Source organism: Saccharothrix hoggarensis (genome assembly GCF_052936025.1).
The window spans coordinates 1,501,081-1,521,322 of the sequence record NZ_CP193624.1 but is presented as its reverse complement, the minus strand read 5'-3'; the positions used below and the strand labels follow the sequence as shown (position 1 = coordinate 1,521,322).

Below are 20,242 nucleotides of genomic sequence, written 5' to 3'. Positions count from 1 at the left end.
CGTTCGGTGGGGTCGCTTCGTCGGGGGGCGACCCCACCGCCGTGTCCGGGGCCGGTCAGCAGGGGGTGAACTGGGAGGCCGAGCCCTCGGCGCCCAGGTCGACGCGGAGGGCGCCGCGCTCCTCCTGCACCGGGTACACCACGCGCCAGTGGATGCAGTCGGCCTGGAGCTCGGCCGGCGCCTTGGCGACGTCCTGCGTGCTGGTGAACGTCATGAGCACCCGCAGCCTGCCCTGGGTGACCGTCTCGACGCGGTGCACCAGGATCGTGCCGTCGCGGGAGCTCTCGTAGTCCGACAGCCAGCGGAACTTCGGCGTCTGGCTCACCCGGTGCGCGGTGACGGTCTTGGTCCACTGCTCGTAGTCGTGGCTGTTGATCGCGTCGAAGAACTGCTGCAGCACCTCGCGCACCCGCGCGCCGTCCGGGTGCTGCGACGCGTCGATGCTGAGCTGCACGTCGCCGCTGCCGGGTTGGTCGCCGGGCGGGACGGGGCTGGACGAGCTGGGCAGCGCGATCTGCTCGTTCGGCGCGCCCGCGGGCCGGTGGTAGGCCTCCCGCGCGAGCACGCCGACACCGGCCGTGGCGGCGGCGACCACGAGCACGACGGGCAGCAACACGCGGGCGGACACGCCACGAGAGTGCCACAGCGCACGTCCGGGCGGCCAACCACCCGGAAGGCCCAATGGCCACCCGTCAAACGTGCCGCGAACGGCCGGGAACGACACCGCGGGTGATCACGTCGGGGCGCGCTCACCCGCCGGCGAGGCCGGCCCGATCACCCCACGCGGTGCAGCCAGGTGACGGGCGCGCCGTCGCCGGCGCGGCGGAACGGTTCGAGGGCGTCGTCCCAGGCCGCGCCCAGGATCTCGTCCACGCCGTGCGCGAACGACTCGCCGCCGCGGCTGCGCGCGGCCAGGGACCGGAGCTGGTCCTCGGGCACGACGATGTCGCCGTTCGCGCTGGTGCGGGCGTGCCACAGGCCCAGCACGGGCGCGAAGCAGTACCGCGCGCCGTCCACGCCCGGGCTCGGGTCCTCCGTCACCTCGAACCTGAGCATCGGCCACGCCCTGAGCGCGGACACGAGTCTGGCGCCGGTGCCGGCGTCGCCGGTCCAGTTGCATTCGGCGCGCAACTGACCGGGCGCCGCGGGTTGCGCCGCCCACTTGAGGTCCGCTCGCTCACCGAGGGTGCCCGAGATCGCCCACTCGACGTGCGGACAGACCGCAGACGGCGACGAGTGGACGTAGACCACGCCACTGCTGCTGCCACGGGTGCTCACAGCTGACCTCCGCTACTCGACGAGGGACGTCTTCCCCTACGACCTCTCGATGACGCGGACGATCTTGTGAATTCCCGACTTGGTCATTCTGCCCGCTGTGGCAGCAGTCCGCCATAAGAACCAGCCCGCTCCTCACCCGGGCGGGTCGGATACAGGACTTTCGACCCTGATCCGCCGACCTCGCGGCCCGGGGGTGCGGGCCGCGAGGTCACTTTCCGGGATCAGCCGGACACGATCACGTGATCACCGGCGCCCGGTGATCACCGGGCGGTCAGCTCGCGCCCAGCGCGCGGGCCGCGGCGACGACGTCGACCAGGCCCGTCCCCTTGTCGTGGCTGGTGGTGTACGGGCCGACGGCCTGGTAGCCGGAGCCGTACTTGTGGGCCGTGGACTTCAACGCCGCCTCGACCTGGGCGGGCGTCGCGCCGGGGTTGGCCTGGAACAGCTGGGCCACGATGCCGGTGATGTGCGGCGCGGCCATCGACGTGCCGCTGATCGTGTTGAACGTGCCGAGGTCGAGCACGCCGGGGCCGTTCTGCGGCTTGAGGCCGGTCGCGCAGATCACCAGGTACGGGCGGCACGCCGCGGTGATGTCCTCGCCGGGCGCGGAGATGTCCGGCCACGTCGCGGAGTCCGTCGCCAGGCCGCGCGACGAGTAGTCCGACACCGCGCCGTCCCGGGTGCCGGTGCCCAGGTCGTGGTAGGACGCCACGGAGAGCACGCCGGGCGTCGGGTCCTGGCCGGGCGGGTTGGACAGGTTCGCGCTGCCGTCGCCGCCGTCGTTGCCGTTCGCCCACACCGTCACGACGCCTTCGGCGGCCAGCGCGCGCTGGAGCTTGACGGTGGCGGAGTTCGGGTCGAACGCACCGCCGCCGGACGGGCCGTAGGAGTTGTTGATCGCCTTGATCGGCGGGCACACCGACGCCGGGACGTTCGCGCCGCACGGCGCGCGGTGGTTCTCCAGCACCCAGTTCAGCGCGGCGTCGGCGCCGATGATGAACAGCACCGCGCCGGTCGAGATCACCACGGCCTTCGCGCCGGGGGCCGCGCCGCGCACGACCGTGCCGTCGGTGAGGGTGGTGTCGCCGCCGACCGCGATCCCGGTGACGTGGGTGCCGTGGCCGCCGACCGCGAGCAGGTCGGTGTCGACGTTCGTCGGCACGTCGAGGATGCACCCGGTGCCGGTGCTCGCCTCGTCGAGGCAGACGCTCTTGAGGTTGCGGACGATCTTGGTGGTGCCGTCGGCCTGCCGGAACGCCGGGTGGGTCGGGTCGACGCCGGAGTCGATCACCGCGACGGTGACGCCGCTGCCGTCGAGGGCCTGGCCGTTGGCGCCGGTCAGGGTTCGGCGCGCGTCGAGCCCGCGGGTGGCGGTGTGCGAGGTGGAGCCGGTGAACTCGATCGGCCGGTTGGCCTCGACGTAGGTGACGCCGGCGGCGGCGCGGGCGGTGGTGATCTGCGCCGCGGTGCCGCGGGCGGCGACCACGCCGACGCGGTCGAAGCTGGTGATGCGGGACAGGCCGGCGACGCGCACGGCGCGTTCGGCGGCGGCGACGTCGGCGCCGTGCACGAGCACGACGCCGGACTGGCCTCCGGAGAGCTGGCTGGCGAGCAACGTGGAGACGGGGGCGAGCAGACCGGCCGAGGCGGAAGGTGCGACCGCTGCGGACAGTGCCAACGTTCCCGCCGCGAGCAGGGCGGCTTTGCGCGTCACTGGCTGACCTCCAATGCAGGGTTGGGCAATTCCACTAACGAGACACACCCGTTCAGGTGATGGGTGTCACGGAATGTCATCTCCTGCGATGCGCTCAGCCAGCTCGCCGCGAACGGCGCTACCGTGTCGAACCGTGTGGAACGGTGTGATCTTGTGCGGCTGATCCGACTCGGGACCGAGCCGTCCGCGGTGGGAGCCGACGTGCGGGCGGCGCTGAGCACTTGGGGTGTCGGCGACGCCGTGCTGGGCGGCGTCGCGCTGCTGGGCGTGCGCCCGCCGGACTGCCCGCGCGACCTGGACGCCGTGGTGGTGCTCCCCCGCGGCGTGCTCGTCGTCGTCGGCGTGGACCTGCCGGACCCCGCCATGCGGCTGGAGGCCCCGCTCAACGGTCAGTGGAAGATCGACGGCTGGCCGCTGACCCGCCAGGACGGCGCGATGAGCCCCGCCGCGGAGGCGCTGGAGGCCAGCACGGCCGTCGCCCGCCGCATCCAGGACATGCGCGGCGAGCCGCTGCCCGTGACGACCGTCGTCGCCGTCGGCCCGTACGTCGGGCAGGTCGTGCAGCCGACCGTCGACCTGAACCGGGGCGTGCGCGTCCTGCACCCGAAGCCGACGACGCTGCTCGCCGCCGCCCGCGAACTGGCCACCAGCGACCGGCCGTGCTCGGCCGAGCACGCCGCCAAGCTCGTCGCCGTGCTCGCGCCGACCGGCGTGCCGCCCGAGCGGCGCCACCTGATCGCCGAGGGGTTCTCGGACGCGGCGGCCGACCTCGCGTCGGCGAGCACCATGCTGCTGCCGAAGGTCACCGTCGCGCCGCCGAAGCGGAGGGTGCTGCCGTACGTCGGGGCGGCCGTGGTCGGCGTGCTGCTGGTCGTGGCCCTGATCGCGTCCCTGTCGGCGGGTGACACGGCGGACAGCGCGTCGTCCGCCGCGCCGACCCCGCAACCGACGACCGTGGTCGTGGACGGCCGCAACTTCACCCCGCGCGGCGCGGACCGGACCGACGACTGCGCCTCGCGCGCGTTCGGCGACGTGCAGGCGTGGCTGTCCGGGCACGTGTGCATGCAGTTGCGGCGGGCGCAGTACGAGACCGCGGAGGACGGCCGCAAGGTCGCCGTCGCGATCGCGGAGCTGAACCTGCCCGATGCCACCAGGGCGTCCGAGCTGCACGCGGTCGCGTCGACGGCGGGCGCGGGCGGCGTCACGCCGCTGGTCCAGGACGGCAAGGGGTGGACCGGCGGTCCGACGACGTTCGACCGCTCGCTGATCCGGGTGACGGTGAAGGGCGCGCAGCTGCGCATCACCCAGGTGGTGTGGGCGGAGGGCGAACCCGACGCGGCCGACCCGAAGCTGGCGACGATCGCCGACCAGGCGATGCGGCTGCCGGCCGCGCAGCAGTGACCGGGGTGTCGACGGCCGACGCGCGGCGGTGACCAGGCAGTCAGGGCGGTAGCCGGAACGTCAGCGGCCGGGAGCGTCAGCGCGGTAGCCGGGAGCGTCAGCGGCCGACGCGCACCATGCCGACGCCGATCAGGCCGAACGCGACGTGCAGCACGATCACCAGCCCGGCGACCGCGCACACCGTCTCGGTGCCCGGCCTGCCCGCGATGAACCCGAACGAGCACAGCCATCCGGCGACCGCGATCGCGAAACCGGGGAACAGCACGGACCTCGGCACGTGCGCCAGGCACAGCAACGCGTGCGAACGCGCGCGGAACAACGTGTGCAGGACGACCGGCAGGACCAGGAACCCCGGCAGGTACACGACGGTCGGGGACCACGACGGCCAGCCCGGCAGGAACGTCGTCACGATGACGAAGGCGCACCAGAGGACCGCGCCGATCGCGACAGCCACCGCTCCCCTGGTCACCCACGGAGTGTAGGCCGCAGATTTCGTGATTCGTCAGCCATTCGGCCCACCGGGTGACCCCTTCGGCCACCGGCGCGGGACGTCACCGGCGCCGTCAGAGGCCGTACGCCTCCAGCAGCCGCAACCAGACCTCGCTGATCGTCGGGTACGCCGGCACCGCGTGCCACAACCGGTCCACGGTGACCTCGCCGACGATCGCGATCGTGGCCGCGTGGACCAGCTCGGCGACGTCGGGGCCGGCGAACGTGACGCCGACGAGGGTGCGCCTGCGCTCGTCCACGACCATCCGCGCCTTGCCCCGGTAGCCGTCGGCGTGCAGGGACGACCCGGCGACCGCGATGTCGAGGTCGACCACCCGGATCTCCAGCCCCGCCTCGCGCGCCTGCGCCTCGGTCCAGCCGACCGAGGCGACCTCGGGGTCGGTGAAGACGACCTGCGGCACGGCGGTGTGGTCCGCCGTGGCGACGGCGGCCGTCCACGGCTCGGGGTCGCGGGCGCCGGTGACGATCGCCGTGCCGACCGCCCGCGCCGCGTACTTGCCCTGGTGCGTGAGCAGCGCGCGGCCCGTGACGTCGCCCGCCGCGTACAGCCAGTCCACTCCGGACACCCGGCCGGTGTCGTCGACCTCCAGCGCCTTGCCGGGCTCGAACCCGTACGGCTCCACGCCGAGGTCGGCGGTCGCCGGCTGCCTGCCGGTCGCGACGAGGAGGTGCGCGCCGGACACCGCCGTGCCGTCGGACAGCCGCAACGAGACCTCGCCGTCCGATGTGGACACACCGGTGGCCTTGACGCCCGTGACGACCCGGACGCCGTCCTCGCGCAGCCCTTCGGCGACCAGGTCGCCCGCGAACGCCTCGAACTTCGGCAGCGGCCGCTCGCCGGACACGACCAGCGTGACCGACGAGCCGAGCCGGGCCCACGCCTGCGCCATCTCGACGCCGACCACGCCACCGCCGAGGACCACCAGCGACGTCGGCGGCTCGTGCGCCGACGTGGCCTCGCGCGACGTCCAGTACGGCACGTCGGCCAGGCCGGGGAGTTCGGGAACCCGCGGCACGCTGCCCGTGCACACGACGACCGCGCGGGTCGCGGTGAGCACGCGGCCGTCGACGCCGACCCGGCGCTCGCCCGCGAGCCTGCCGCGACCGCGGACCACGGTGAGGCCCGCGCCCTCGGCCCACTCGACCTGGCCGGAGTCGTCCCAGTCCGACGTGAAGGCGTCCCGCCGCTTCAGCACCGCCGCCGGGTCCAGCCGGTCACCGACCGGCACGCCCGGCACCCGGCGCGCGGCGGCGAGCGCGTGACCGGGGCGCAGCAACGCCTTGCTCGGCATGCACGCCCAGTACGAGCACTCGCCGCCGACGCGTTCGGCTTCCACCAGCGCGGTCCTGAGGCCGCCGGCGGCGGTCCGGGCGGCGGCGTTCTCGCCCACCGGGCCGCCGCCGATCACGATCACGTCGAAGTCGTCGTCGCTCACCGGTCCACCCCACACCACCCCGACCGGTGCGGCAAGTCACGCGGGGAGCGACGGCGTCACGCGGGGTCGAACACCCCGGAGAGCATCTTGAGGATCACGCCGTCGGCGGTGCGGAGGACCACCGGGCGTTCGTCGGGCGCGACCCGTTCGGCCAGCTTGAACATCGCGTCGGCGGTCTGGGCCGCCATCCGGAACGTCAACGTGACGGGCGCGTCGCCGCGCACCGCGAAACGGCCGAGGAACAGGTCCCGCAGCCGTTCGGCCATGAGCTCGTACTGGTCGACGGACGAGTCGAGCCGGTGCCCGTCGAGCAGGTCGCTGAACCGCACCCGGCCGAACCCGGGCAGTTCCACGAGCATCCGGAGGTAGATCCCGACGACCTGCTGCACGGCCTCCCGCCAGTCGGGCGCGAGCCTCCCCTCGGTGAACAGGGTTTCGACGCGGGCCAGGTACTCCTCCATGCCCCGCAACGCCAACGCGTGGACGACGGAACGCTTGTCCGGGAAGTATTGGTAGAACGAGCCGATTGGCACGCCTGCCAGCTCCACGATCCGGGCTGTGGTGATGTCGTCGTAGTCGTAGTCGTTGAGCAGGGTCGCGCAGGCATCGACAATCGCGGTGACCGTGGCGGCACCGCGCTGCTGAACGGGCTGACGGCGCATCACCTTGGCTAAGCGGTTTTCGGCGGGATTTTCTGGCACGCGCACATCTTGATGGATACGGACCGGTAAGCCCAAACAGGCGAATCCGGAATGTGATGTGAGGTTCACTCGACTTCCGCGGTGTGATTGTCGTGCGCCAAAACAAATCGGCCCGGCCCGACCGTCATCGGAAATCGAACGGCGTCACCGGTAACCGCGCTGCGCCGGAACCGGTTCGGGCAGTTCACCGGGTGTGCCGGCGGGCCGGGGCCGTTCGGCGGAAGCGGCGCGGACGATCGGCGCGCCGGCCCGGCGGCGGGGTGGCCGAGTGACGTAGGGGCCGACCAGTCGGGTGAGCGCCAGGCCGGGCGCGACGAGCGGCACGACCGCCGACAGCGCCACCGCCGTCGCGCCGGCCCGCGCGACGTCCTTCGGGATCACCGCGATCCGGTCGACCACGAACGCCCGCCGGCCGGTGAGCGACACCAGCCCCATCACGGCGAGGAACACGGCGAGGGCCACCAGCGCCCACCGGACCGCGACGTAGCCGACGTCCTCGGCCGCCGCCATCACCGCGAGCCAGCCGAGCAGCGCCGACCCCTGCCGGCGCGCGGTCGTCATGGCCCACAGCAGCCCGCCCGACACGGCGAGGAACCCGGTGCGCCCGTCGCACCAGCGGCCGACCGCGTCGAGCCACCCCGTCGGCAGGCCGGCCCACCGCACCGGCAGCACGTCCAGCGGGCTCGGCCCGCCGAACGCCTGGCCGACCACCCAGGCCAGGGACCACGCCGACACGACCGCGGCGATCCCGAGCTGCCACCGCGACCGGTCCACCGCGACGCGGCACAGCCGGGCCAGCTCCTGGCGCTTCTCCCTCACCCGCTCCAGCGTGCCGGGAGATCGGCCGCCGTCGAGCCGCTTCACCCAGGTGCCCGGCCACTGCCGCTCATCGGGTGATCCGGTGCTCACCGCGCGTCCCGCCGAGGCCGGGCCGCCCCGTTCCAGCCCTTCGGAGACGCGCAGTGCGCGGCCTGCCCGCGACCCGCCTGGGTGATCTGCGCCGACTCCCCGGGCCGAGGCGCCGACCCAGGCCACATGATGTGACCCGAACCACCCGCTCACACAGAGGAGCCGAACGTGCGCAGGCTGCTACCGGCGTTGCTGGCGGCGTTGTCGATCACCTGGACCACGGCGGCCGCAGCCGCGGCCGAACCCGTGACGGCCCAGCCCGTCACCGAGTACGTCGCGCTCGGCGACTCGGCCGCCGCCGGGCCCCTGATCCCGGAGCAGGACCAGTCGGCCCCCGGCTGCCTGCGCTCGACCAACAACTGGCCGTCGGTGCTGGCCCGGACCCTCGGCGCGCGGCTCACGGACGTGACGTGCTCCGGCGCCGTCACCGACGACCTGACCGGCTCCCAGCCGACGCTCGCCGGCCCCCAGCCGCCGCAGCTGGACGCCCTCCGCCCGTCGACCGAACTCGTCACGCTCACCATCGGCGGCAACGACGTCGAGCTCGTCGACGTCGCCGTGACCTGCCTCAACCTCATGCCCGAACCCCTCGGCTCGTCGTGCCGGGACCGCCTCACCTCCGGCGGCCGGGACCGGCTGGCCGAGCTGATCGACGCCTACGCGCCCGAGTTCGCCGCGGCCCTCGACGCGATCTCGGCGCGCGCGCCGCAGGCTCGGATCGTCGTGGTCGGCTACGGCACCTACGTGCGGCCCGGCGGCTGCTACCCGCAGGAGCCGATCTGGGCGCGCGACGCCGACTACCTCCAGGCGAGCATCCACCGGCTCAACCGCGTGCTCGCCGCCGAGTCGGCCCGGCACGGCGCGCGGTTCGTGGACATCGAGCCGCCGAGCGTCGGGCGTGACGTCTGCGCGCCGCCGGGCGTGAAGTGGTTCGAGGGCTTCGTCCCCACCTCGCCGGCCGCGCCGCTGCACCCGAACGCGCTGGGCATGGAGGGCATCGGCCGTTTCGTCGCCGGCCGGTTGTAGCGCGAGCAGCGGCACGGGGAGCCGCCGTCGAGCACCCGCTCGGCGGCGGCTCCGGCACGTCACGGGCGGTTCGAGGCGGGTCGGCACGGGGTAGCCGGAGGGGCGGTCCCGGAGCACGCGCGGGCACTGCGCACGGGGTGGCCGCGGAGCACGGCACGGGACCGGTTTCCCACGTCACGGGACCGGGCGGAGGGCGCGGAGTTGTTCACGCACCGGCGGCAAGAACGTGTAGTAGATTAGACGTTCTGCGCATGACGGGCGCAGGGAACTGTCAGCCGCAATGCGACACAGGCTGATAAACCACGCTATCCAGAAATGAGGCACGTTGTCAAGCCCCTCCGATGACCTCCGGCTCGCGGAAACCGAGTCGGAGCAGGAATACGTGTCGATGCTGTACGGCAGGCTGGACGACCTCCGCGAACAGAGTTCGAAGCGCCTGGCCGGCGCGCTGCGGCAAACCGGCGGAACGCACCAGATGCGGTCCGAGCGGGACACCTCCGTGGCGATGTACTCCGACCAGTTGGCGCAGTACAGCGCGGTGGAGAACGGGTTGTGCTTCGGCAGGCTCGACTTCCACACCGACGAGCGGTTCTACATCGGCCGGATCGGCTTGTTCGACGAGGACAAGGAGTACGAGCCGCTGCTGATGGACTGGCGCGCGCCCGCCGCCCGCCCGTTCTACCTGGCCACCGCCGCCGCGCCGGACGGCGTGCGCCGGCGCAGGCACCTGCGGACCAAGCAGCGCAAGGTCGTCGGCTTCGACGACGAGCTGCTGGACATCAACTCGGTCGACCCGAACCGCCCGTCGGAGGGCCTGACCGGCGAGGCGACCCTGCTCGCCGCGGTCAACGCGAGCCGCACCGGCCAGATGGGCGACATCGTCGCGACCATCCAGGCCGAGCAGGACAGGATCATCCGCACCGAGCTGAACGGCGTCGTCGTCGTGCAGGGCGGTCCGGGCACGGGCAAGACGGCCGTGGCGCTGCACCGCGCCGCGTACCTCCTCTACACGCACCGCCGCCAGCTCGCGAAGCGCGGCGTCCTGGTGGTCGGTCCGAACGCGACGTTCCTGCGGTACATCGGGCAGGTGCTGCCGTCGCTGGGCGAGACCGGCGTGCTGCTGTCCACCGTCGGCGAGCTGTTCCCCGGGCTGACCGCGGTCGGCCGCGAGCCCGCCGAGGTGGCCGCCCTCAAGGGCCGCATCGCGATGGCCGACGTCGTCGCGCACGCGATTCGGGACCGACAGGAGGCGCCGAGCCTGGTCGAGGTCCCGTTCGAGCAGGACGTGCTGCGGCTGGACCGGCGGGCGATCACCGACGCCCGCGGCCGCGCGCGGCGCACCAGGCGTCCGCACAACGAGGCGCGCCGGACGTTCCAGCGGGAGATCGTCTCGACGCTGGCGTCGCAGGCCGTCGCCCGGCTGGGCCGGCACCTGCTGGACCAGGCCGACATCGACGACATCCGCCGCGAGCTGCGCGAGGACCCCGCCGTGCGGGCCGCGATCGACGGGCTGTGGCCGACGCTGTCGCCGCAGCAGCTCCTCGAGGACCTCTACGCGTCGCCGAAGCTCATCGCCAAGGCCACGCCGAAGATGTCGCCCGAGGAACGCGCGCTGCTGGCGCGCCCGCGCGGCTCGGAGTGGACGCCCGCCGACGTGCCGCTGCTGGACGAGGCCGCGGAGCTGCTCGGCGAGGACGACACCGAGGCCAAGGCGCGGGCCGAGCGGCAGCGCCGGCAGGCGATCGACTACGCCCAGGGCGTGCTCGACATCCTCGACCTGGAGGACGACGCCGACCCGGACATCCTGATGGCCACCGACTTGGTCGACGCCTACAAGCTGGCCGAGCGGCACGGCGCGGAGCGCTACGAGACGGCGGCCGAGCGGGCGGCGGCGGACCGGACGTGGACGTTCGGCCACATCATCGTGGACGAGGCGCAGGAGCTGTCGCCGATGGCGTGGCGGACGCTGATGCGGCGCTGCCCGTCGAAGTCGATGACCGTGGTCGGCGACATCGCGCAGACCGGCGACATCGCCGGCGCGTCGTCGTGGAGCGAGGTCCTGTCGCCGTACGTGATGGACCGCTGGAAGCTCACCGAGCTGACCGTGAACTACCGGACGCCGTCGGAGATCATGGCGGTGGCGGCGGACGTGCTGGCCTCCGTCGACCCGGACCTGGCGCCGCCGACGTCCGTGCGGGACAGCGGTGTCGAGCCGTGGAGCCTGCGGGTGTCGTCGCCGGTCGAGGCGCTGCCGCCGGTGGTGGACAAGGAGCTCGCCGCGATCGGGGACGGCAAGCTGGCGGTGATCGTGCCGTCCGCGTCGGTGGCGGCGCTGCGCGCGACCGTGCCGGGCGCGTCGGACGACCTCGACGCGCAGGTCGTCGTGCTGGGGGTGACCGACGCGAAGGGGCTGGAGTTCGACTCGGTGCTGGTGGTGGAGCCGGCGGGCATCCTCGCCGAGTCGCCGCGCGGCGCGAGCGACCTCTACGTGGCGCTGACGCGGGCCACGCAACGGCTCGGCGTCGTGCACACGGGCGAGCTGCCGGACGTGCTGCGGAGGCTGACCCCTACCGCGTGAGGGCGTAGCCGAGGGCGGCCGCGCCCACCCCGGCGACGAGGCTGGCAGCGACGTTGGCAAACGCTTGCCACCCGTGGCCCTCCTCGGCGAGGCGGACGGTCTCGTAGCTGAACGTGCTGTAGGTCGTCAGGCCGCCGCACAGGCCCGTGCCGATCAGCGCCACCAGGGCCGGCGACGCGCCGGCGACGCAGCCGAGCGCGAACGAGCCGACGACGTTGACGGCGAGCGTGCCGAACGGGAACCGGGACGGGTGGCGGGACTGGACGAAGCGGTCGGCCAGGTACCGCAGCGGCGCGCCCACGGCCGCTCCGACGAACACGAGGAGCGCGGTCACCCGGCTACCTTCCTGGTCACCGTCATGGCCAGGAAGGTCGCGCCGAGCGCCGGCAGCAAGGTCGCGAAGAGGTAGAGGACGGCCGTGGCCCCGCCCAGGCGCACGACGTCGAGCGCGTACGCCGAGAACGTGGTGAACCCGCCGAGCACGCCGACGCCGAGGAACGGCCGGGCGAGCCGGTGCAGGCGGGGCGCCAGCACCATGAGCACGCCGATCAACGCGCAGCCCAGCACGTTGACCAGCAGCACGCCCCACGGGCCGGCGACGGCGGTGGACAGCCCGTGCCGCGCCAGGCCGCCGAGCCCGCCGCCGAGGGCGATCGCGCCGAGGACCGCGGGTCCGAGTTCCCGCCGCTGCGCCGGGACGTCGAGCGAGACGTCCGGGTCGACGGGGTCGGGCGGCGGGGGATCAGTGCGCACGCAGGTGGTCCACCAGGTGGTCCAGCGCGGTGAGGGCGCGCACCACGTCGGCGCGCTCGCCCGGGTCGAGCTTGTCCAGCGCGGAGCCGATGCGCTTCTCGTGCGCGGCCTGCCAGACGGCCAGCTGCTCGTGCCCCTGCGGCGTCACCGAGAGCCGGGCGACGCGGCGGTCGGTCGGGTCGCCGCCGCGCTCGACGAGCCCGCTCTCGATCAGCTGGCCGACGAGGCCGCTGACGGTGTTGGGGGCCAGGCGCAGCTCGGCGGCGAGGTCGCCGACGCGCATGGGCGGGCGCTCGGCGAGCGTCTGCAGCAACTCGACCTGCGCCATCGGCAGGGAGTCCCACGGCCATTCCGACCGGATGCTCGTGCGCAGTGCCCGGCGCAGCCTCGTGACCACGTCGGTGAGCGAGCGTGCCTCGTCTGACATGCGCGAAGGGTACTGGCTCGCACCACCTCCGACGGTGGTTCGGTTCCGCAGCGCCCGCATCGCGGGACGGGTCCGCGGCGCCTCGCCCGAATGACAGGACGGCGCGGCACCGTCCACAGTGGCCTGAGCGTTCTCGGGACCCCCCTGGGGAGGTGACACTGGACCGGGTGGCCGTCGTGTCAACGTCACGCGCCTCCGGCGCCGACGTTCTCCGTGGCAGCACGGCGTTTTCCCGCCGGCGAGCGTGCCGTGGAGTCGGCATTCGGCGTACTCACCGTCACCACGATGCTCACCCTTGGTACGCCGATCGGGGGCAAGCGGTCCAGGCCCCTGCCCACGGCACTGACCGTCTCAGTAATCTCGCCCCGCCGGGGCGGGACGCTCGGGCGGGTACACACACTGGGTGAGGATGTGCGGTGGCGGAACAACTGAGCTGGGTACCGAACGACGTCGACACCGGGCTGCCCAGCGCCGCCCGGCTCTACGACTACCTGCTCGGCGGTGGCCACAACTTCGCGGCCGACCGGGTGCTGGCCGAGAAGTTCCTGCGGGCCCAGCCCAACGCCCGCACCATCGCCCGCCTCAACCGGGCGTTCCTGCGCCGCGCCGTGCTGCACCTCGTGGACGCCGGCGTGCGGCAGTTCTTAGACCTGGGGTCCGGCATCCCCACCGTCGGCAACGTGCACGAGATCGCGCAGAAGGCCGCGCCCGAGTCGCGCGTGGTCTACGTGGACTACGAGGACGTGGCCGTCGCGCACAGCCAGATGATCCTGGCCGACGACGACCAGTCGACCATCCTCCAAGAGGACATGACCGACCCGGACGCGGTGCTCGCCGGCGTCCACGCCACCGGGCTGATCGACTTCAGCGAACCGCTCGGCGTGCTGACCGTCGGGGTCTTCCACTTCGTGCCGCCGGAGCGCGACCCCGCGGGGGTGGTCGCCGCGTACCGCGACGCCGCCGCGCCGGGCAGCTACCTGGCGCTGTCCCAGTTCACCTCCGACCTCCAGCCCGAGGAGATGGCCGGGATCGTCGCCGTGATGAAGAACAGCGCGAACCCGATGTTCCCGCGCACCCACGCCGAGATCACCGGCCTGTTCGAGGGCTTCGACCTGGTCGAGCCCGGAGTGGTCCCGCTCCCGCTGTGGCGCCCGGAGGACGGCGCCGTCGACGAGGACGCCGACAAGGCCGGGATCTTCGCCGGGGTGGGCCGCAAGAGGTGAGGGCACATGTCGCCGCCGCCTAGGAGCCGGCGGTTGGACCTGGCACGCGAGTGGACGCGGGCGGTCTACCCGACCGCGTACGTGCCGATGTCCCCCGCCGAGATCGAGCGGTTCCTGCTCGACCTCGTGGACGTCATCGCCGACGCGCTGCAGGCCGAGCCGTTCACCGTCGACCCGGTCTCCACCGTCGGCGACCGGATGGTCGCGGCGCACTTCACCGGCCCGGAGACGTTGCGCCGCACCGTCGACGTGCTCGGGCACGCCCTGCTGTTCAGCCCCGAGCTGCAGGACGTGCCGCGGCTCGCGGAGAAGGTCGTCGCGATCCTGGGCGCCCTGGCCACGAGCTTCGCCACCGCCATGCGCGAGGACGCGTTCGACCAGCAGGAAGAGGTCAAGCGCGCGTTGCTGGCGGCGAAGCTGCGGGCCGAGCGGGTGCTCAAGGTCAGCGAGGCCCGGTTCCGCGAGGTGTTCGACTCGGCCGCGATCGGCATCGCCATCACCGACCTCGACGGCCGGTGCGTCGAGGCGAACAAGGCGCTGGCCGAGATGATCGGCCGCGACCGCGCCGACCTGACGGGCCTTCGGCTGTCCGAACTGTTCGACCCGGCCGACGTGGGCGCGCTCGTCACCGCGTACCGGGCCGTCGGCGAGGGTCGGCTGGAGCGGTTCCGCGAGCAGCGGCGGCTGCTGCGCGAGGACGGCGAGCCGGTGTGGGCGCACCTGGCGGTGTCGTTGCTGCGCGACGCCGACGGCGAGCCCGCGTACCACGTGACGATGGTGGAGGACGTCAGCGAACTGCACCTGCTGCAGAAGAACCTCGACTTCCAGCTCCTGCACGACGCGCTCACCGGCCTGTCCAACCGGCACCGCTTCCTGGCCCGGGTGGAGACCCTGTACGGCACCTCGCGGGGCGGGATCACCCTGTACTACCTCGACCTCGACGCGTTCTCCGTGGTGAACAACGGTCTGGGGCACGGCGTCGGCGACCAGGTGCTCAGGGAGGTCGGCCGGCGGCTGGAGGCGGTGTTCGTCGACGAGCACGCGCTGGTCGCGCGGGTGGGCGGTGACGAGTTCGCCGTCGTGGTCGACAACTCCCCCACCACGCCGACCGTGCCCGCGGTGGTGGAGCGGATCAACGCGGCGCTGGAGCGGCCGATGGACCACGGCGTGGCGCTGTCCGCGAGCATCGGCGTGGTCGACCGGCCCGCCGCCGGGTGGGACGTCGCCGAGCTCATGCGCGCGGCCGACGCGACCCTGCACCGGGCGAAGGCGGCGGGCCGGCGGCAGTGGCTGCCCTACGACCGGCACGCCGACCACGCGTTCCGGGAGCGGCAGTCGCGAGCCGCGCGGATGCCCGGCGCCGTGGCCGGCGGCGAGGTGGAGGTCGAGTACCAGCCCGTGGTCACCCTGTCCGAGGGTGGCGGGCGCGGTGACGTGCTCGGGCACGTGGTCCGGCTGCGGTGGGACGACCTCGGGCACGACGACTGCCTCGACCTGGCCGAGGCGACCGGGTTGTCGCTGTCCCTGGGCCAGTGGGCGCTGCGCGAGGTGGCGGGCGACGTGACGGGCCGGGTGCCGGGCGAGCCCGCCCCGGCGACGCCGCCGGCGTCCGACGGGTTCGGCCTGGTGCACGTCGAGCTGTCGCCGATGCAGTCCAGCGACGAGGACTTGGTCCGCACGGTGAAGCGGACGCTCGACGAGACCGGCCTGCCCGCGTCCCGGATCCGCATCCTCCTCGACACCCGGTCCATGCTCGAAGGCGCGGGCGGGGACAACGCGCAGGTGTTGCGGGACAACGGGATCGCCATCGGGCTGACCCGGTTCAACGGCGGGCAGGCGGAGTTGGCGCTGCTCGGCGAGCTGCCGGTGGACCTGCTCGTCCTCGACCCGTCGGTGGTGCGCCGGCTGGCCGACCGGCCGGAGGGCTTCCTGCCCGACGCGGTGACGCGGATGGTGGCGCTGATCCGGGAGTCCGGGATCTCGGTGGTCGCGCCGGACATCTCGACGGCGGACCGCGCGGCATGGTGGGCCGGGGTCGAGGTCGACGCCGCGTTCGGCGACCACCTCGGCCCCGCCGTGCCCGGCTACGAGCTGTCCGGACGCTGACCGCGACCGCACCGTTCCACCCGACGGCACCGTTCCACCCGACGGCACCGCTACGCCAGGCGACGCGTCGGGCCCGGCACACCACCGGGCCCGACGCGTCGCTAGACCTGCTTCAGCGCGGCCAGCAGCTTGGTCAGCGACTCCTTCGCGTCGCCGAACAGCATGGTCGTCTTCGGGTTGTAGAGCAGGCTGTTGTCCACGCCCGCGAACCCCGGCCGCATCGAGCGCTTCATGAACACCACGGCCTTCGCCCGGTCCACGTCGAAGATCGGCATGCCGTAGATCGGGCTGCTCGGCTCGTCCCGCGCGCCGGGGTTCACCACGTCGTTCGCGCCGACCACCAGCACCACGTCGACGCTGCCGATGCCGGGGTTGACGTCGTCCAGCTCCTTCAGGTGCTCGTACGGCACGTCCGCCTCGGCGAGCAGGACGTTCATGTGGCCCGGCATCCGGCCCGCCACCGGGTGGATGCCGTAGTGCACGGTGACGCCGCGCTGCTCCAACGCCTGCGCCAGTTCCCGCGCGGCGTGCTGTCCCTGCGCCACGGCCAGGCCGTAGCCGGGGACCACGAGCACCGAGTGGGCGTAGCCGAGCAGGATCGCGACGTCCTCCACCGTGCCGGACCGCACGGTCCGCTGCTCGTCGGTCTGCGCGGCCGCCGCGGTGGCCTTGAAGGCGCCGAACAGGATGTTGGTCAGCGGACGGCCCATCGCCTGCGCCATCAGCCGGGTCAGGATCGTGCCGGACGCGCCGACGAGCGTGCCGGCGACGATCAGCAGGGTGTTGGCCAGGACGTACCCGGACGCGGCGACGGCGAGACCGGTGAACGCGTTGAGCAGCGAGATCGCGATCGGCACGTCCGCGCCGCCCACCGGCAGCACGAACAGCACGCCGAGCGCGAGGCCGGCCAGCGCCAGCAGCACGAGCAGCAGCCCGTTGCCGGTGAGCACGACGGCCAGCGCCAGCACCGCGCTCAGGGCGGCCACGCCGAGGCTGACCGCCTGGCCCGCGGGCAGCAGCACCGGACGGGTGGTCATGACCTCCTGGAGCTTCAGGAACGTCACCACGCTGCCGGAGAAGCTGACCGAGCCGATCAGCACGGTGAGCACGGTGGCCACCTGGAACAGCACCGAGCCGTCCGCGACCTCCAGGAACTCCGTCAGCGCCACCAGTGCCGCCGCCGCGCCGCCCACGCCGTTGAAGAGGGCCACCATCTGCGGGATGGCGGTCATCTTCACCGACCGCGCCGCCGGGATGCCCACGGCCACGCCCGCCGCGACGGCGAGCAGGATCAGCAGCCCGTTGTGCGTCGCGCCGTGCGCGTACGCCGTGACGACGGCCAGCGCCATGCCGCCCGCGCCGACCAGGTTGCCCGCGCGGGCGTACCTCGGCGTGCTCAACCCCTTGAGCGCCAGGACGAAGCACAGCGCGGCGACCAGGTACGCGAGCTGGACCCAGGTGGGGCTCATCGGCCCGTCTCCTCGTGCCCGTTGGCCTCGCTCTTGACCGCCTTCGCCGGTTTGTGGCCCTTGAACATCTCCAGCATCCGGTCGGTCACCACGAACCCGCCCACGACGTTGACCGTGGCCAGGAAGACCGCGGCCAGGCCGAGCGAGATCTCCAGCGCGTGCTCGGCGCGGCCGGTGATGAGGATGGCGCCGACCAGGATGACGCCGTGGATCGCGTTCGCGCCCGACATCAGCGGCGTGTGCAGGATCGTGGACACCTTCGACACGACCTCGAAGCCGACGAACACCGCCAGCACGAAGATCGTCAACAGGTCGATCACGGCAGCTCCCTCCTCAGCTCGCCCGCGTGCGTGAGGCAGCAGCCCGCCAGCACCTCGTCGGTGAGGTCCGGCTCGACCCGGCCGTCCTTGGTCATCATCATCAGGAGGTTGGCGACGTTGCGCGCGTAGAGCCTGCTGGCGTGCACCGGCATGCTGCTCGGCATGTTCCTGGCGCCGTAGACCAGCACCTCGCCGACCCACGTCTCCTCGCCGGGGCTGCTGGCGGTGACGTTGCCGCCGGACTCGGCGGCCAGGTCGACCACCACCGAGCCCGGCGCCATCGCCTTGAGCATGTCGGTGGTGACCAGCACCGGCGCCTTGCGGCCGGGGATGGCGGCGGTGGAGATGACGACGTCCGAGGCGGCGACCCGCTCCGCGATCAGCTCCCGCTGCCGTTCCAGGAACGTCTCCGACTGCGCCTCGGCGTAGACGCCCTGCTGCGTCTCGAGGTCCAGTTCCAGGAACCGCGCGCCGAGGCTCCTGACCTCGTCCCGGGCGGCGGCGCGGACGTCGTACGCCTCGACCACCGCGCCGAGGCGGCGGGCCGTGGCGATGGCCTGGAGCCCGGCCACGCCCGCGCCGAGGACGAGCACCTTGGCGGGCGGGATGGTGCCCGCCGCGGTGGTGAACATGGGCAGGAACTTGGGCAGCCGGTTGACCGCCTCGACGACGGCCCGGTAGCCCGCCACCAGCGCCTGGGAGGACAGGGCGTCGACCGACTGCGCCCTGGTCACCCTGGGTAGCAGGTCGAGGCTGAAGGCGGTGACCTTGTTCGCCACCAGCACGTCGACCAGCTCGCGTTCGGCGTTGGGCTGCAGGAAGCTGATCGTGATGTCGCCCTCGCGCAGGGCGGTCGCCTGCTCGACGGTCGGAGGTTGGACGGAGACGACCACGTCGGACTGCCCGGCCGGGTGGTCCGGGATGGTGTTCGCGCCGGCGGCGCGGTAGGCGGCATCCGAGGCGTGGGCGTGTCTGCCCGCTCCGGCTTGCACGTCCACCGCGAGTCCGGCACCGATCAGCGTGGTCACCGTTTCCGGTAGACCGGCTACGCGGCGCTCAGCGGGCCGCGCCTCGACGGGTATGCCCACTCTCACGGAGAGTCACCCTAGCCGCCCCAAGGTGATCTACGCCACACCGACACGTTAACGTTAACCGTACATACGTCTTGTTGGGCGTCACGACACGCGGCACCACGGCGATCAGTGGATGACGGGGCAGACGCCCTTGGTGTCGCCGGGGAAGAAGTTCGGCAGCAGCTCGTCCTTGTCGTAGTACCGGTGGAAGACGCTCGTGATGCCGCTCGACATCGGCGGCACGATCCACGTCCAGTCGGCCGGGCACTTGCGCCCCGCGGCCTCCTCCTTCCTGATGTGGGTCAGGAAGCGGTCGGACTCGGTGTGGTGGTCGGTGATCGTCACGCCCGCCTCGGCGAACGAGTGCAGCACCGCGCGGTTCAGCTCGACCAGCACGCGGTCCTTCCAGAGCGTCTGCACCGACGACGTGTCGAGCCCCATCCGCCGGCCCAGGTACGGCAGCAGGTCGTACCGGTCGACGTCGGCGAAGTTGCGGGCGCCGATCTCGGTGCCCATGTACCAGCCGTTGAACGGCGCGGCCGGGTAGTCGATCCCGCCGATCCGCAGCCGCATGTTGCTGATCGCCGGCACGGCGTGCCAGCGGAGGCCGAGGTCGGCGAGCCAGGGCAGCTCGGGGTGCCGGATCGGCACTTCGAGGACCGCGTCCGGCGGCAGCTCGACCAGGCTCGGCTCGGCGTCCTCGCGTTCCACGATCAGCGGCAGCACGTCGAACGGGCCTCTTCGGGCGGGCGGTCTCCAGCCCATCCCGATGGCCTTCGCGGTCAGCTCGACGTTGCGCCGGTCGCCCAGCACACCGCCGTCCGAGCCGGGGTAGCCCGCGTAGCGGACCAGCTGCTCGTTGACGATCCGCGGCGCGGGCCGGCCGGGCTCGTCGGGGGCGAACACGGTGATCACGGGGCGGACCTTGCCGCCGTTGCCGGCGAGCTTGAGGTGCTCGACGCACTCGTCCGCGATCTCCTTGGGATCGCGGAGGTCGCGCAGGTCTCGGACCTTCAGGCTGCGCCAGTAGAGGCGGCCGATGCACCGGGCGCTGTTGCGCCACGCGACCCGCGCGCCGAACGTCAGCTCGTCGGGGGTGTGGCGGTACGTCCCGGTGGCGGCCACCTCGGCGTGCACCTCGGCGAGGCGGTGGGCGACGGGACCGAGCTCGGGGTTCTCGGAGTGGTGCAGCCGGATGAAGTCCTCGGCCTCGGCGAGGTCGACGGTGGTCTCGTGCAGGGGGATGGCTTCAGCCGGACTCGGGGGGACGGGGGCCATGGCGGCACACCGTAGTTGCCCTTTCGGGGTTGTTGCACCG

Annotated in this window: 19 protein-coding genes; 5 read left to right on the top strand and 14 right to left on the bottom strand. The window is 73.0% G+C overall.

From position 1 onward, the window contains the following. Positions 1-55: 55 nt before the first annotated feature. The 3 genes from ACRAKH_RS07440 to ACRAKH_RS07430 form a co-directional block, all read right to left on the bottom strand. Entirely contained in the window at positions 56-628 is a 573-nt protein-coding gene (locus ACRAKH_RS07440) for a hypothetical protein (protein WP_380722149.1), read from the bottom strand. Positions 629-774: 146 nt separating this feature from the next. Then, positions 775-1,278 (bottom strand): DUF3145 domain-containing protein, encoded by a 504-nt coding sequence (locus ACRAKH_RS07435; RefSeq protein WP_380722151.1) that lies wholly within the window; start codon positions 1,276-1,278, stop codon positions 775-777. A gap of 271 nt (positions 1,279-1,549) precedes the next feature. Then, complete coding sequence (locus tag ACRAKH_RS07430; protein ID WP_380722153.1) at positions 1,550-2,992, bottom strand: S8 family peptidase; 1,443 nt, start codon at positions 2,990-2,992, stop codon at positions 1,550-1,552. A 153-nt stretch (positions 2,993-3,145) separates the two neighbouring features. On the opposite strand from ACRAKH_RS07430, the gene ACRAKH_RS07425 reads away from it, so the two are divergent. Continuing rightward, complete coding sequence (locus ACRAKH_RS07425; RefSeq protein WP_380722155.1) at positions 3,146-4,393, top strand: hypothetical protein; 1,248 nt, start codon at positions 3,146-3,148, stop codon at positions 4,391-4,393. Between the two features lie 97 nt (positions 4,394-4,490). Here ACRAKH_RS07425 and ACRAKH_RS07420 read toward each other — a convergent pair whose 3' ends face one another. The 4 genes from ACRAKH_RS07420 to ACRAKH_RS07405 form a co-directional block, all read right to left on the bottom strand. Next, positions 4,491-4,862, bottom strand: a complete 372-nt coding sequence (locus tag ACRAKH_RS07420; protein WP_380722157.1) for a hypothetical protein — start codon at positions 4,860-4,862, stop codon at positions 4,491-4,493. A gap of 94 nt (positions 4,863-4,956) precedes the next feature. Next, a complete protein-coding gene (locus tag ACRAKH_RS07415) occupies positions 4,957-6,339 on the bottom strand; it encodes a dihydrolipoyl dehydrogenase family protein (RefSeq protein WP_380722159.1) in 1,383 nt (460 codons plus the stop codon). A 56-nt stretch (positions 6,340-6,395) separates the two neighbouring features. Further along, complete coding sequence (locus tag ACRAKH_RS07410) at positions 6,396-7,001, bottom strand: TetR/AcrR family transcriptional regulator (protein ID WP_380722161.1); 606 nt, start codon at positions 6,999-7,001, stop codon at positions 6,396-6,398. 183 nt (positions 7,002-7,184) lie between these two features. Then, on the bottom strand, positions 7,185-7,949 hold the full coding sequence (locus ACRAKH_RS07405; RefSeq protein ID WP_380722163.1) for a hypothetical protein: 765 nt from the start codon (positions 7,947-7,949) through the stop codon (positions 7,185-7,187). Between the two features lie 168 nt (positions 7,950-8,117). Between ACRAKH_RS07405 and ACRAKH_RS07400 the strand changes: the two genes are divergently transcribed. Together ACRAKH_RS07400 and ACRAKH_RS07395 are read left to right on the top strand one after the other, a co-directional pair. Next, positions 8,118-8,975 (top strand): SGNH/GDSL hydrolase family protein, encoded by an 858-nt coding sequence (locus ACRAKH_RS07400; protein WP_380722165.1) that lies wholly within the window; start codon positions 8,118-8,120, stop codon positions 8,973-8,975. A gap of 325 nt (positions 8,976-9,300) precedes the next feature. Further along, positions 9,301-11,553 carry a HelD family protein gene (locus tag ACRAKH_RS07395; protein WP_380722167.1) on the top strand — a complete coding sequence of 751 codons (2,253 nt, stop codon included), beginning with the start codon at positions 9,301-9,303 and terminating at the stop codon, positions 11,551-11,553. Here ACRAKH_RS07395 and crcB read toward each other — a convergent pair. Genes crcB through ACRAKH_RS07380 form a run of 3 tightly spaced genes read right to left on the bottom strand, consistent with a single transcriptional unit; the run spans position 11,543 to position 12,733 of the window. After that, positions 11,543-11,887 carry a fluoride efflux transporter CrcB gene (crcB, locus tag ACRAKH_RS07390; RefSeq protein WP_380722169.1) on the bottom strand — a complete coding sequence of 115 codons (345 nt, stop codon included), beginning with the start codon at positions 11,885-11,887 and terminating at the stop codon, positions 11,543-11,545. The genes ACRAKH_RS07395 and crcB overlap by 11 nt on opposite strands. Then, positions 11,884-12,306: a fluoride efflux transporter FluC gene (locus ACRAKH_RS07385; protein WP_380722171.1), complete on the bottom strand. Its 423-nt coding sequence runs from the start codon at positions 12,304-12,306 to the stop codon at positions 11,884-11,886. Before ACRAKH_RS07385 ends, crcB begins: the two co-directional genes overlap by 4 nt. Further along, entirely contained in the window at positions 12,296-12,733 is a 438-nt protein-coding gene (locus tag ACRAKH_RS07380; protein ID WP_380722173.1) for a MarR family winged helix-turn-helix transcriptional regulator, read from the bottom strand. The genes ACRAKH_RS07385 and ACRAKH_RS07380 overlap by 11 nt, the downstream gene beginning before the upstream one ends. A gap of 416 nt (positions 12,734-13,149) precedes the next feature. Here ACRAKH_RS07380 and ACRAKH_RS07375 point away from each other — a divergent pair, with 416 nt between their 5' ends. Both ACRAKH_RS07375 and ACRAKH_RS07370 read left to right on the top strand, forming a co-directional pair. Beyond that, positions 13,150-13,956: an SAM-dependent methyltransferase gene (locus tag ACRAKH_RS07375; RefSeq protein WP_380722175.1), complete on the top strand. Its 807-nt coding sequence runs from the start codon at positions 13,150-13,152 to the stop codon at positions 13,954-13,956. Positions 13,957-13,989: 33 nt separating this feature from the next. Continuing rightward, the gene (locus tag ACRAKH_RS07370; protein WP_380722177.1) at positions 13,990-16,062 is read left to right on the top strand and encodes a diguanylate cyclase domain-containing protein; all 2,073 of its coding nucleotides are present in this window, start codon (positions 13,990-13,992) and stop codon (positions 16,060-16,062) included. 101 nt (positions 16,063-16,163) lie between these two features. Here ACRAKH_RS07370 and ACRAKH_RS07365 read toward each other — a convergent pair whose 3' ends face one another. The 4 genes from ACRAKH_RS07365 to ACRAKH_RS07350 form a co-directional block, all read right to left on the bottom strand. Next, complete coding sequence (locus ACRAKH_RS07365) at positions 16,164-17,531, bottom strand: NAD(P)(+) transhydrogenase (Re/Si-specific) subunit beta (protein WP_380722179.1); 1,368 nt, start codon at positions 17,529-17,531, stop codon at positions 16,164-16,166. Continuing rightward, entirely contained in the window at positions 17,528-17,851 is a 324-nt protein-coding gene (locus ACRAKH_RS07360) for an NAD(P) transhydrogenase subunit alpha (protein WP_447009701.1), read from the bottom strand. The genes ACRAKH_RS07365 and ACRAKH_RS07360 overlap by 4 nt, the downstream gene beginning before the upstream one ends. Beyond that, positions 17,848-18,939 (bottom strand): NAD(P) transhydrogenase subunit alpha, encoded by a 1,092-nt coding sequence (locus ACRAKH_RS07355; protein ID WP_447009956.1) that lies wholly within the window; start codon positions 18,937-18,939, stop codon positions 17,848-17,850. Before ACRAKH_RS07355 ends, ACRAKH_RS07360 begins: the two co-directional genes overlap by 4 nt. Positions 18,940-19,050: 111 nt before the next feature. Beyond that, entirely contained in the window at positions 19,051-20,202 is a 1,152-nt protein-coding gene (locus ACRAKH_RS07350; protein ID WP_380722183.1) for a nitric oxide synthase oxygenase, read from the bottom strand. Between the last annotated feature and the right edge of the window lie 40 nt (positions 20,203-20,242).

Bases quoted from the DNA above. Each gene is read 5' to 3' on its own strand.
- ACRAKH_RS07410 (WP_380722161.1), bottom strand. From the start codon at position 7,001: ATGCGCCGTCAGCCCGTTCAGCAGCGCGGTGCCGCCACGGTCACCGCG.
- ACRAKH_RS07380 (WP_380722173.1), bottom strand. From the start codon at position 12,733: ATGTCAGACGAGGCACGCTCGCTCACCGACGTGGTCACGAGGCTGCGC.
- ACRAKH_RS07365 (WP_380722179.1), bottom strand. From the start codon at position 17,531: ATGAGCCCCACCTGGGTCCAGCTCGCGTACCTGGTCGCCGCGCTGTGC.
- ACRAKH_RS07350 (WP_380722183.1), bottom strand. From the start codon at position 20,202: ATGGCCCCCGTCCCCCCGAGTCCGGCTGAAGCCATCCCCCTGCACGAG.